The 11,903-nt window shown below is 58.4% G+C and carries 12 protein-coding genes; 9 read left to right on the forward strand and 3 right to left on the reverse strand.

What is annotated here, in order from left to right:
* Window positions 1–2: 2 nt before the first annotated feature.
* Window positions 3–494 carry a M23 family metallopeptidase gene (locus tag HMPREF3170_RS07500; protein WP_141742244.1) on the reverse strand — a complete coding sequence of 164 codons (492 nt, stop codon included), beginning with the start codon at window positions 492–494 and terminating at the stop codon, window positions 3–5.
* 308 nt (window positions 495–802) lie between these two features.
* Here HMPREF3170_RS07500 and rpsB point away from each other — a divergent pair, with 308 nt between their 5' ends.
* The 3 genes from rpsB (at window position 803) to pyrH (ending at window position 3,587) form a co-directional block, all read left to right on the forward strand.
* Entirely contained in the window at window positions 803–1,717 is a 915-nt protein-coding gene (gene rpsB / locus HMPREF3170_RS07505; protein ID WP_070362281.1) for a 30S ribosomal protein S2, read from the forward strand.
* A gap of 167 nt (window positions 1,718–1,884) precedes the next feature.
* Complete coding sequence (gene tsf / locus HMPREF3170_RS07510) at window positions 1,885–2,703, forward strand: translation elongation factor Ts (RefSeq protein WP_070478866.1); 819 nt, start codon at window positions 1,885–1,887, stop codon at window positions 2,701–2,703.
* Between the two features lie 200 nt (window positions 2,704–2,903).
* Window positions 2,904–3,587, forward strand: coding sequence for a UMP kinase (gene pyrH, locus HMPREF3170_RS07515; RefSeq protein ID WP_070362283.1), 684 nt, complete (start codon window positions 2,904–2,906; stop codon window positions 3,585–3,587).
* Window positions 3,588–3,590: 3 nt separating this feature from the next.
* Here the strand turns inward: pyrH and HMPREF3170_RS07520 are convergent, their stop codons facing one another.
* On the reverse strand, window positions 3,591–4,682 hold the full coding sequence (locus tag HMPREF3170_RS07520) for an amidase family protein (protein ID WP_246814940.1): 1,092 nt from the start codon (window positions 4,680–4,682) through the stop codon (window positions 3,591–3,593).
* 137 nt (window positions 4,683–4,819) lie between these two features.
* Between HMPREF3170_RS07520 and frr the strand changes: the two genes are divergently transcribed.
* The 3 genes from frr to rlmN are packed head-to-tail and all read left to right on the forward strand — an operon-like array spanning window position 4,820 to window position 7,437.
* Window positions 4,820–5,377: a ribosome recycling factor gene (gene frr / locus HMPREF3170_RS07525; protein WP_070362284.1), complete on the forward strand. Its 558-nt coding sequence runs from the start codon at window positions 4,820–4,822 to the stop codon at window positions 5,375–5,377.
* A gap of 12 nt (window positions 5,378–5,389) precedes the next feature.
* The gene (locus tag HMPREF3170_RS07530; RefSeq protein ID WP_083290918.1) at window positions 5,390–6,319 is read left to right on the forward strand and encodes a phosphatidate cytidylyltransferase; all 930 of its coding nucleotides are present in this window, start codon (window positions 5,390–5,392) and stop codon (window positions 6,317–6,319) included.
* Window positions 6,320–6,339: 20 nt separating this feature from the next.
* Window positions 6,340–7,437 (forward strand): dual-specificity RNA methyltransferase RlmN, encoded by a 1,098-nt coding sequence (rlmN, locus tag HMPREF3170_RS07535; RefSeq protein ID WP_070478868.1) that lies wholly within the window; start codon window positions 6,340–6,342, stop codon window positions 7,435–7,437.
* A 93-nt stretch (window positions 7,438–7,530) separates the two neighbouring features.
* Here rlmN and HMPREF3170_RS07540 read toward each other — a convergent pair whose 3' ends face one another.
* Window positions 7,531–7,971, reverse strand: coding sequence for a DUF2631 domain-containing protein (locus HMPREF3170_RS07540; protein WP_070478870.1), 441 nt, complete (start codon window positions 7,969–7,971; stop codon window positions 7,531–7,533).
* A gap of 327 nt (window positions 7,972–8,298) precedes the next feature.
* Here HMPREF3170_RS07540 and dxr point away from each other — a divergent pair, with 327 nt between their 5' ends.
* Genes dxr through ispG form a run of 3 tightly spaced genes read left to right on the forward strand, consistent with a single transcriptional unit; the run spans window position 8,299 to window position 11,882 of the window.
* Window positions 8,299–9,462 carry a 1-deoxy-D-xylulose-5-phosphate reductoisomerase gene (dxr, locus tag HMPREF3170_RS07545; protein WP_070362287.1) on the forward strand — a complete coding sequence of 388 codons (1,164 nt, stop codon included), beginning with the start codon at window positions 8,299–8,301 and terminating at the stop codon, window positions 9,460–9,462.
* 27 nt (window positions 9,463–9,489) lie between these two features.
* The gene (locus tag HMPREF3170_RS07550) at window positions 9,490–10,698 is read left to right on the forward strand and encodes a M50 family metallopeptidase (RefSeq protein WP_070478871.1); all 1,209 of its coding nucleotides are present in this window, start codon (window positions 9,490–9,492) and stop codon (window positions 10,696–10,698) included.
* A gap of 20 nt (window positions 10,699–10,718) precedes the next feature.
* Window positions 10,719–11,882, forward strand: a complete 1,164-nt coding sequence (ispG, locus tag HMPREF3170_RS07555) for a flavodoxin-dependent (E)-4-hydroxy-3-methylbut-2-enyl-diphosphate synthase (RefSeq protein ID WP_070362289.1) — start codon at window positions 10,719–10,721, stop codon at window positions 11,880–11,882.
* The last annotated feature ends 21 nt before the right edge of the window (window positions 11,883–11,903 follow it).

The following is an 11,903-nucleotide window of genomic DNA, read 5'->3' on the forward strand; positions in this document are numbered from 1 at the left end:
CTCTAACGGGTTGGCTTCAACCGAATGGTGGGCGTCGATAGGAGGGAAAGCGGATTGATGTAAGTGTCTTTCGCGATGAGTGCGCCCCAGTGCAGCCCGTCCTGGAGATGTGCCTGCGGCCCCGTCGGCCGTGCCAGCGTCCCAATCGCATCGCCGAGTTTTACTTCGTCGCCTTGCCGCACACGCGCGTGTACAGGCTGGTACGTCGTACGGATGCCATCTGGGTGATCAATACTGATAATGGGCGTGCCTGCTACCTTGCCTACGAAAGCGACTGTCCCGTTGTCTGCTGCTAGAACAGTGGCTCCGACGCGTAGCGCAAGATCAACCCCGCGGTGCCCCGGCATCCAGTTCTTCTCCGGGATCTCTGCGGGCCGTGTAATCCGGGTCGCGTAGGGCAGCCCCGTGGTGGGGTCGACGTACGCAAGAACCTGAGGCGCCAAGCACCACGTGCAAAGTAGGGGAGCAATGGCCGCGAGTAAGCGTGTGAACATGTGCATGTTGCCATTGAGCCCTGAAACCGCGGTAGTGGACAAGGCTGTGGGCATGCAGCCTGTGGAGAAAAACTGGCCTGTGGATAAAGCTCAGGGTTTGTGCAGGTCAAATTAGGTAATCGAGGGATAGTCGACTATGCTTAGCAAGGCAACTTTTCGAAGTTGACTACGCGCGCCGAATAACGCCAGCTCAGCGTTGGTCCCACAGTATGAGGGTGTTGAGCGGGTGCGGTGCTAGGGCGAGGGATAAAAACCCTTGCAGTACATGAACATTAACCGAACGAGATTACTCCAAAGGAGAAATTCCCATGGCAGTTGTAACCATGCGCGAACTCCTCGACGCAGGTGTCCACTTTGGCCACCAGACGCGTCGTTGGAACCCGAAGATGCGTCGCTTCATCTTCACCGACCGCAACGGCATTTACATCATCGACTTGCAGCAGACGCTGACCTACATTGACGAGGCTTTCGAGTTCGTCAAGGAGACCGTTGCACACGGCGGCACGATCCTGTTTGTTGGTACGAAGAAGCAGGCGCAGGAGCCTATTCAGGAAGAGGCTCAGCGCGTTGGTATGCCATACGTAACGCACCGCTGGCTCGGTGGCATGCTCACCAACTTCCAGACCGTTTCCAAGCGTATCGCCCGTATGAAGGAGCTCCAGGCTATGGACGCTGCTGAGAACGGCTACGCAGGTCGCGGCAAGAAGGAAGTTCTGATGCTGACCCGCGAGCGCCAGAAGCTCGAGCGTGTCCTCGGTGGCATCGCTGACATGACCAAGGCACCTTCTGCTCTGTGGGTTGTTGACACGAACAAGGAGCACATCGCGGTCAACGAGGCAGAGAAGCTGCGTATCCCGGTTGTTGCTGTTCTTGACACCAACTGTGATCCGGACGACGTCAACTTCCCAATCCCAGGTAACGACGACGCCATCGGCGCGGTCAAGATCCTGACCCACATCATCGGCGAGGCAGTCATCGCTGGTAAGCAGCAGCGCGAGGAGCGTCAGCTGGCTTCCGCACGTGAGGCTGCAGGCGACACCGACGCTAAGCACCAGGCAGAGGTTGCAGAGGCCGCTGCTCAGGCAGCCGCATCCGCTGAGGTTTCCGCTGCAGACGCTGCAAAGGCAGCTGCTGAGGCTGAAGCTGCTGCGCCACAGGAGGTTGCACCAGTCGAGCAGCCACACGCTGTTCGCGCTGCAGAGCAAGCTCAGCAGGCTAAGTAACTCCGCTCGCAGGACGCGCGAAACGTGTATCCTGCATAAGCGAGTGTGACACCCCGCGTCCTGTTCACGTCCTGGATTATGGGCGCGAATTGGGCGTGGGGTGTTTTGCTTGAAGCATAATTTTACGACGTATTTATCCACTACTGTACGAGGAGGATCGCCCGAATATGGCGAACTACACTGCTGCTGACGTAAAGAAGCTGCGCGAAACCACCGGCTCCGGCATGCTCGACTGCAAGAAGGCGCTGGAGGAAACCGGCGGCGACTTCGAGAAGGCTGTTGAGCTGCTCCGCATCAAGGGCGCAAAGGACGTGGGCAAGCGCGCAGAGCGCAATGCTCTCGAGGGCCTCGTCGCTGTCTCCGGCAACACCATCGTCGAAATCAACTCGGAGACGGACTTCGTTGCTAAGAATGACGAGTTCAAGACCACCGCTGGCAAGATTGCTGACGCTGCTGCAGCAGCGAAGGCAAACAGCCAGGAGGAGCTGGCAAACGCTGACGTCGACGGCGAGACCGCTCACGACGTTCTTGAGCGCCTCTCCGCAAAGATTGGCGAGAAGCTGGAGCTGCGCCGTGCTGCCACCATCGAGGGTGAGCAGCTGGCGAAGTACCTGCACCAGCGTTCCGCTGACCTGCCACCAGCTGTTGGCGTTTTGGTTGCTTACAAGGGCGACAACGCTGAGGCTGCACACCAGGTTGCGCTGCAGATCGCTGCGATGAAGGCTCGCTACCTCAAGGAAGAGGACATTCCGGCAGAGGTCGTCGAGAAGGAGCGCGCTGTTCAGGAAGAGATCACCCGCAACGAGGGTAAGCCTGAGGCAGCTATCGAGAAGATCGTCCAGGGCCGCATGGGCGGCTTCTTCAAGGACGTTGTTCTTCTGGACCAGCCGTCACTTGCTGACTCCAAGAAGACCGTGAAGCAGTTCACGGAGGAGAGCGGCATTGAGGTCACCGACTTCGTTCGCTTCGAGGTTGGCCAGGCATAAGCCTGATGCTTTTTACCGTCGGCGTTGAGGGGTTACCCTCCGCCGGCGGTTTCTTTATGCCCGGTTGCTACAAACCGGACTGAGATCGCTAAGATCGGTCGAGAACAGAATTGTCCTCTACGGCTCGAATTGGCCAACTCTCAAGGAGTGTCCTCACAGTGTCAGAACTTGCGTCTACCCGCACAGGATTCAAACGCGTCATGCTCAAGCTGGGCGGTGAAATGTTCGGCGGTGGAAAGGTTGGTATCGATCCGGACGTCGTCGAAAGCGTTGCTGCACAGATTGCCGAAGTCGCCCAGTCCGGAACCGAAGTAGCGGTAGTGATTGGCGGCGGCAACTTCTTCCGCGGTGCAGAGCTGCAAAAGCGTGGCCTTGACCGTGCACGCTCCGACTACATGGGCATGCTCGGCACGGTGATGAACTGCCTGGCGCTCCAGGACTTCCTGCAGCAGAAGGGCGTCGACTGCCGCGTTCAGACTTCCATCAACATGGCGCAGATCGCTGAGCCCTATTTGCCGCTTCGTGCAGTGCGGCACCTGGAGAAGGGGCGCGTCGTCATCTTCGGTGCTGGCATGGGCATGCCGTACTTCTCTACGGATACCACGGCCGCGCAACGCGCCCTGGAAATTGGTTGCGAGGTGCTCCTGATGGCGAAGGGGGTTGACGGTGTCTACGACGACGACCCTCGAACCAACCCAGACGCACAGCTCTACAGCGAGGTTTCTCCCCGCGAGGTGCTCGAAAAGGAACTCAAGGTTGCTGATGCCACCGCGTTTTCGCTGTGCATGGACAACAACATGCCGATCCTCGTGTTCAACCTGCTCAAGGAAGGCAACATTGCCCGCGCGGTATCCGGCGAGCAGATCGGTACCCTTGTTTCCTAAGAATTAATCGGGCAGCCCAAAATGTTCGACGGTGCGCGCTACCGAAAGTAGCGCGCGTCCGCCAACTGTGACTGACCCAAGGTGGAGCGCCCCGACTGCGACAGCGGGGCTGCCCATCACATTGAACAGCGTGCACCAAGGCGTCCACACTGTTTGTTGGTAAAAGCTCTCATCCGGGGTGAGGGAGGAGAAGTAGCCAATTGGTGGGGGATCAAACGCAATCGTGGGGGTGAGCACGATATCAACGTCCCACTCGTGTTGTACGTGTCTAAGTAGGTGCGCGAAGTGGTCATTCGCCGCAAATAGTTCTTCTGGGGTTACCTCGCAACCTTGTGTGTGCATCCATGCGAGGTAGTGATTGTCGAGCGGCTCTACGTTGCGGAAGCTGCTCGTGATGCGGTGTCTGAAGTGCTCGAACGTTGATTGTGCGTCCGCATAGGGGCGAAGTGACACTACATCGTGGTGTTTCCCGAGCTCACGTGCAGCGGCCTCTAGGGCATCACCGCGGCTCGTTGAAACGGTGGTGTTGGCGAAGAGGCCGTCGATAAGTACTCCGATGCGCAGTTTGCGTACCGCGGTGGGGTGATGTCCGTACAACTCAAACTGGTCTGCGACGCTGCGCGTGATAAAACCATTCGCGACTGCCGCGCGTGTTCCAGGCTTGTAACCAACGGCACCGCAGGCTGCTGCCGGGACTCGCAAGGACCCTCCAGCGTCCGTGCCGTGTGCAGCACGGTACAGCCCACTGCCCACGAGCACTCCGGCGCCTGCCGAAGAACCACCGGGCGTGCACCCAGGGAACAAGGGGGACTCTAAAAGCGGTGAGTGGGCTTCTTCGGCGTAGCACGTCGCCCCTAGCTCGGCTGTCAGTGACTTTCCAGGGATGGCTGCCCCAGACTCAAGCAGCGCTGCGACGATTGGGCTGTGCTCTTCCGCGATGACGCTGCGTGACGGGTTGCCGTGCGTGGTGGGCATTCCAGCGACATCCGTTCCGTCTTTGATGGGGATTTGCCATGATGAAAGTCGGCCCTCAGCAGTGCCCAATGGAGTCGGGTGTGTATAGACCATCGCGGCACTGGCGGGGGAGTAAAGCATGGGGACAGTCTAGGCGTAACTTGCCTTGAATTCTGCCGTTCCCCGTCAAGCCACGACACGGCTGGGAGTGAAACGCTGGTAGATTGGTGTGCGACTTATTTGTCCCGAACGCTTTGTACAGAAGAAGTGGAGTAAAAATGATTGATGACGTGTTGCTTGATGCCGAAGAGCGTATGAGCGCTTCTGTCGATTTCACCCGCGATGACCTCGTAACGATTCGGACTGGTCGCGCTAACCCTGCCATGTTTAATGGCGTCATGGCTGATTTTTACGGTGCACCAACCCCGATCAACCAGATGGCGACGATCTCTGTTCCGGAGCCACGCATGCTGCTGATCAAGCCGTACGACATGTCAACGCTCAAGGAAATTGAGACTGCCATCCGCAACTCTGATCTCGGCGTCAACCCGACCGATGACGGGCAAGTCATTCGCGTCACGATCCCACAGCTGACGGAAGATCGTCGCCGTGACCTGGTCAAGCAGGCCAAGCAGAAAGGCGAGGACGGCAAGATCGCTATCCGTAACGTCCGCCGCCACGGTATGGAAGCACTGAAGAAGATCCAGAAGGACGGCGACGCCGGCGAGGACGAAGTGCAGACCGCAGAAAAGGCACTGGACAAGACCACCCAGGGCTACGTGGCACAGATTGATGAGCTAGTTCAGCGCAAGGAAGCCGAGCTGATGGAGGTCTAAGCAGACCTTTCGATGAATAGAAAGCACCGCTACGTGAAACACTCGACAGATCAGTCAGGACCATCGGGCTGGCCCCGCATCGCGCCGCCCAAGCCGAAAAATGATGCGGGTCGCGACCTGCCAGCTGCCATCACGACCGGGATCATCCTCGGCGCTGTGGTGATCGCTGCTGTGTGGGTTGGCCCTATGGCCTGGTATCCACTTGTCGCCATCGCTGTAGCAGGTGGGATGTGGGAGGTGCTTACCCGTTTGCGGGAAGCGGGCTACCAGCAGCCGCGCACGCTGCTGATCATCCTCGGTCAGATCATGGTGTGGTCTTCCGCCGCCTACAAAACCGCTGGCGTAGTTGGCGCATTCGCGTTCACGGTGCTGTTCCTGATGTTTTGGCGGCTGTTCGACCACGGCAGGCACCAAACGCCGACCAACTATCTCCGCGACACCGCCGTGGGAGTGTTCGTCCTGGCGTGGATTCCACTGTTTGGAAGCTTCGCTGCGATGGTTTCGCTTATCGACGAAGGCTCCGTCAGTGGTTCAGCGTTCATTGTCGCGTTCATGTGCTGCGTGGTGGCGTCTGACGTTGGGGGATACGCTGCTGGCGTGATGTTTGGTGCGCACCCGATGGCGCCGGCTGTAAGCCCGAAGAAGTCCTGGGAAGGATTTGCGGGCTCGATGATATTCGGGATCATTGCAGGCGTCGCGGTGGTCACGCTACTGATCAAGGGCCCGTGGTGGATGGGGATCCTTTTAGGTGCTGCACTGGTTATGTGCGCCACGATGGGCGATCTCGTCGAAAGCCAATTCAAGCGCGAACTCGGTATCAAGGATATGTCCCAGATACTGCCTGGACACGGCGGAATCATGGATCGCTTAGACGGTATGTTGCCAGCAGCGTGCGCAACGTACATTCTGCTCAGTGCTTCCGCATTGATGAATCCGTTCTAACGTGCAAAGATGGGGCAATTATGACTGAGACCCCAACACTGCCACTTCTGACCCCAAAGTTTGGTATGCCGCCGAAGCACTTCGCTGATTTGTCGAGCGAAGAGCGCATCGAGGCCCTGAAGTCCCTCGGCCTGCCGAAGTTCCGTGCGGACCAGATTGCGCGCCACTACTACGGCAAGTTTGAAGCAGATCCCCTCACAATGACGGATCTGCCTGCCGCACAGCGCGAGAAGGTAAAAGAGGCTCTTTTTCCGACGCTGCTGACCCCAGTACGTCGGGTAGAGACCGATGAGGGGGACACCACCAAGACGTTGTGGCGGCTGCATGACGGCATTCTCCTGGAGTCTGTGCTGATGCGGTACAAGGACCGCGCGACGCTGTGTATCTCCTCACAGGCAGGTTGCGGAATGGCTTGTCCGTTCTGCGCGACCGGTCAGGGCGGTCTCGATAGAAACCTGTCAACTGCGGAGATCGTCGATCAGGTGCGAGCTGCAGCAGCCATGATGCAGGAGGAAGGTTCCCGTCTTTCCAACATCGTCTTTATGGGGATGGGAGAGCCGCTGGCGAACTACAAGCGCGTGGTCAGCGCAGTACGCCAGATCACGAGTCCAGCGCCGCAGGGATTCGGGATTTCTCAGCGCAACGTCACTGTGTCAACGGTTGGTCTCGCGCCGCAGATTCGAATGCTTGCCGACGAAGGCCTCTCCTGCACGCTCGCGGTTTCCTTGCACACCCCTGATGACGAGCTGCGCGACACACTGGTGCCGATGAACAACAGGTTCTCCGTGCAGGATGTGCTGGACGCAGCCCGCTATTACGCGGATACAACAGGGCGCCGCGTATCGATTGAGTACGCGTTGATTCGTGACATCAACGATCACGATTTCCGCGCCGACATGCTCGGCAGGAAGCTGCATCAGGCGTTAGGGCCGCTGGTACACGTCAACCTCATTCCACTGAACCCAACTCCGGGTTCGAAGTGGGACGCGTCCCCGAAGGCGCGCCAGGATGAGTTTGTTCGTCGTGTGATTGCGCAGGGTGTGACGTGCACTGTCCGTGACACGAAGGGTCAGGAGATCGCTGCGGCTTGCGGGCAGCTCGCGGCGGAAGGCGAGTGACGTTGCGCCGAGTTTAGGTGCGCGAAAACGGCGCCACCCTCAACCTGTGAGTGGGGTGGCGCCGTTTATTGCTATTCGTTGTAAAGCGCGACACTAGTGAATGCTCTGCTGCTGTGCACCGCGCAGTGTATTGAGACGCGCCGGATCGATGTTGAGGGCGCGCAGCTCGCGCTCATCGAGCTCGGCGTATGGGCCGGTCATCGTCTGCTGTGCGTAAATCCAGTCCGGCTCCTTGTGGCCAGCAGGCTTGTTGTGCGAGGTGACCGTGCGAACCTGGCTGAGCTTCGGCTGCAGTCCGTGGAAAATCAGTGCAACTGCAATCAAAACTGCAAATGCGAGCAGCCAAATCGTTTCTACGTGGCCGTGGTGGTTACCGAAGTTGTACGCGAGCAAGAAGATCACCGAGATCCACCCTGCGAGTTGAATCGTGCGCGGCTTGAACGCGCTCCACCCGAAGCGGGCGGAAGGGACGTCAGCTTCAGAAACGCCGTTATATACCTGTGGAGCTTTGTCCTGAGGGTGAGCCACTGCCATTCTCCTTGAGCTGTAGTCGTCCGCATCGGTTCGCATTATTGTGTATGCGCCCGACGGCAGACATGCTAAATCTGTGTGTACTGTGCATTATCTTTTCATATTGCAGGGCACGATGGCACTGTGTAGCCCCCAATGAGTTCAAACTTTCGCATCATGTACGTGAGGGCCAGCGGGGGAGGTGCGCCTGTGGGTGCGATGTGTGGTGATGGGAATGACAGAGTATCCCCACGGTCGTATGTGCACATCTTGTGTATGCACCACGACGAGCGGTGGTCAAAAATACTTTAAGGAGAAACTAAGTATCTATTTTTGCCGTGACGTGCCACAATGGAGGTTGTGAAAAAGGTTCTGATTCTTGGATCGACAGGCTCTATCGGCACACAGGCTCTCGATATCATTCGGAAGCACCCTGAAGACTTTGAGGTTGTCGGCATCGCGGCAGCAGGGCACAACCCTGAGCTTGTTATCCAACAGGCACAGGAGTTCAATCTGCGCCCAGAACAAATTGCAGTGCAGCAGCTCGACCCTGCGAAAGACGTTTCTCGCGCTGTAGGTGATGTCATTATCACAGGTGAGGACGCCGCTGCGGTTCTCGTTGAGATGCAAGACGCAGACATCGTGTTGAATGCACTTGTCGGTGCGGCAGGTCTTGAGTCGACGCTTGCGACGCTTCGCAAGGATGGCGTGCTAGCTCTGGCGAACAAGGAATCACTGGTTGCTGGCGGTCAATTCGTCATGGAGAAGGTGAAGCCTGGACAGCTCGTGCCGGTCGATTCTGAGCACTCTGCGATGGCCCAGTGCCTGCGCGCAGGGAGCCGTGCTGACGTTTCACGGTTCGTCCTTACTGCTTCGGGAGGCCCGTTCCGGGGGTGGACCCGCGAGCAGATGATGGAGGCAACTCCGCAGCAGGCCGGGCAGCACCCGACGTGGTCGATGGGCACTATGAACACCTTGAACTCCGCCACGATGGTGAACAAGGGACTGGAGCTGATCGAGGCGACGCTGCTGTTTGGTATTGCGCCCGACATTATTGATGTCGTGGTGCACCCGCAGTCGATTGTGCACTCGGCTATCACGTTTGCCGATGGTGCGACGATTGCGCAAGCTTCGCCGCCGTCGATGATGTTGCCGATTTCCCACGCTCTTGCTTGGCCGGAGCGTATCCCGGGTGCACAGCCAGCGCTGGACTTTTCGCAGGCAAGTGAGTGGACGTTTGAGCCGCTCGACGACGAAGCTTTCCCCGCCGTGCGTCTCGCTCGGGAAGCTTCAGCGATGGGGGACCCATACCCAGCGGTGTACAACGCTGCGAATGAGGTGGCGGTGGAAGCATTCCTTGCAGGCAAGATTCGTTTCCCGCACATCGTTGACGTGATTGGATATGTCCTTGACGCGGCAGGGGCGTTTGCTTTTGCGCCGACATCTATCGAAGATATTCTTCACGTGGATGCTGGTGCACGCCGGGCGGCAAAGGAAGTAATCGCCCAGCTGTAAACCAGCCTGAAAGGCAAGGAGCAGCGAGTGGGCGTTGTAGGAATCATACTTTTTGCCCTGGGTATTACAGTCTCTATCGCGCTCCATGAGGCCGGACACATGTTTACCGCACGCGCGTTTGGGATGCGCGTGCGGAGATATTTTGTGGGCTTTGGGCCGAAAGTGTGGTCCGTCAAGAAGGGGGAGACGGAGTACGGCATTGCGGCACTGCCTCTCGGCGGATTTTGCGATATCGCAGGGATGACCGCGCAGGATCCTGTCACTGAGGAGGAAGCTCCCGTTGCGATGTACCGCAAGCCGTGGTGGCAGCGAATTGCGGTGCTCAGTGGCGGCATCGCCATGAATCTACTGATCGGCGTTGTGGTGCTGTACTTCGTGGCGATCTTCGCGGCGATTCCGAACCCGTACGCCGACCGGACACCAACTGTGGGTGAGCTGCAGTGCGCTCCCGACCAGATTGATGAGACTCATCTGGGAGAATGCACCGGTAATGGTCCTGGCTATGATGCAGGTTTGCGTGAAGGGGATAAGCTACTCGCCGTTGATGGGGAGGAGCTCACTACGTTCCCCGCGTTGAGGGATTATGTGATGCAGCGTCCGGGGGAAACAGTCACGCTTACTGTGATGCGTAACGAGCAAGAGCTTGATATTGCAGTTCCACTCGCGACCGTGTCCAGGATCGATCCAGCGACCGGTGCGTCCTTTGAAGCGGGGGCGATCGGTGTCACAAGCGCGCCAGTGGAAGACGCGATGCGCCAGTTCGGTCCGCTCGAGGCTGTGCCAGCTACGGCTGCGTTTACGGGCCAGATGCTGAATGCGACTGTCCAGGGCCTTATCGCGTTCCCGTCGAAGATTCCTGGTGTTGTGGCTTCAATTTTTGGTGCTGAGCGAGAGCTTGACGGTCCAGTTAGTGTCATCGGCGCTTCTCGCGCAGGCGGGGAGTTAGCGCAACAAAGCATGTGGTCGATGTTCTGGATGATGTTGGCGAGTCTCAACTTCTTCCTCGCGCTGTTCAACTTGATTCCTTTGCCGCCCCTGGATGGTGGGCATATAGCAGTAGTCCTGTATGAGAAGATTAGGGATGCGCATCGCAGGTTGCGGGGGCTCGATCCTGGTGGCCCTGCGGACTACCGCAAGCTGATGCCGGTGACATACGCGATGGCCGCTGCACTGCTGACGATTGGTGTATTTGTGATGCTTGCGGATGTGGTGAACCCAATCAAGCTGTTTGGGTAGCAGTGCTAGAGTAAGCAACTATGAATCTTCCCATCGGTTTAGGTATTCCTGAAGGCCCAGCGCCAACGCTCGCACCTCGTCGAAAGACTCGTCAGCTGATGGTTGGCGGTGTGGGAGTTGGGTCGGATCACCCGATCACGGTCCAGTCCATGACCACGACGAAGACGCACGACATTAACGCTACGCTGCAGCAGATCGCGCAGCTGGCTACCGCGGGCTGTGACATTGTGCGCATTGCCTGCCCGAAGACCGTTGACGCAGATGCTCTTCCAGCGATTGCGGCGAAGTCACCTATCCCGGTGATTGCCGACATCCACTTCCAGCCGAAGTACATCTTCGCAGCGATCGATGCCGGGTGTGCTGCCGTGCGAGTGAACCCGGGCAACATTAAAGAGTTTGATGGTCGTGTGAAGGAAGTCGCTAAGGCTGCAGGGGACGCTGGTATCCCGATTCGCATTGGTGTCAACGGTGGCTCGCTCGATAAGCGCCTGCTGGAGAAGTATGGCCGGGCCACCCCTGAGGCGTTGGTTGAATCCGCGATCTATGAGGCTGGCCTGTTCGAGGAGTACGGATACGGCGATATCGCCATTTCCGTGAAGCACTCTGACCCGGTTCTCATGGTTGAGGCTTACCGCCAGCTCGCCGAGAAGACCGACTACCCGTTGCACCTCGGCGTGACTGAGGCCGGCCCGAAGTTCATGGGCACTATTAAGTCCTCCGTCGCATTTGGTGCGCTGCTTTCACAGGGCATCGGCGACACGATTCGCGTTTCGCTCTCTGCGGACCCGGTGGAGGAGATCAAGGTCGGCGACCAGATTTTGCAGTCGCTGAACCTGCGCCCGCGAAAGCTTGAGATTGTCTCCTGCCCGTCCTGTGGCCGCGCACAGGTGGATGTGTACAAGCTCGCTGAGGAAGTGACTGCAGGTCTCGAGGGCATGGAGTACCCGCTGCGCGTCGCCGTCATGGGCTGCGTTGTGAACGGACCTGGTGAGGCTCGCGACGCTGACTTAGGCGTGGCTTCTGGCAACGGCAAGGGACAGATCTTTGTGAAGGGCGAGGTCGTTGAGACGGTCCCAGAGTCGAAGATCGTTGAGACCCTTATCGCCCACGCTCAGCGTATCGCTGAGGAAGAAGGCCTCGAGGAGGTCGAGGGCGCACGCGCGGAAGTCAAGGTTACGCGCTAGATAGTCTGCTCGCGGGGAGTG

It is taken from the genome of Corynebacterium sp. HMSC08D02, assembly GCF_001807505.1.
Lineage (GTDB): Bacteria > Actinomycetota > Actinomycetes > Mycobacteriales > Mycobacteriaceae > Corynebacterium > Corynebacterium pseudogenitalium.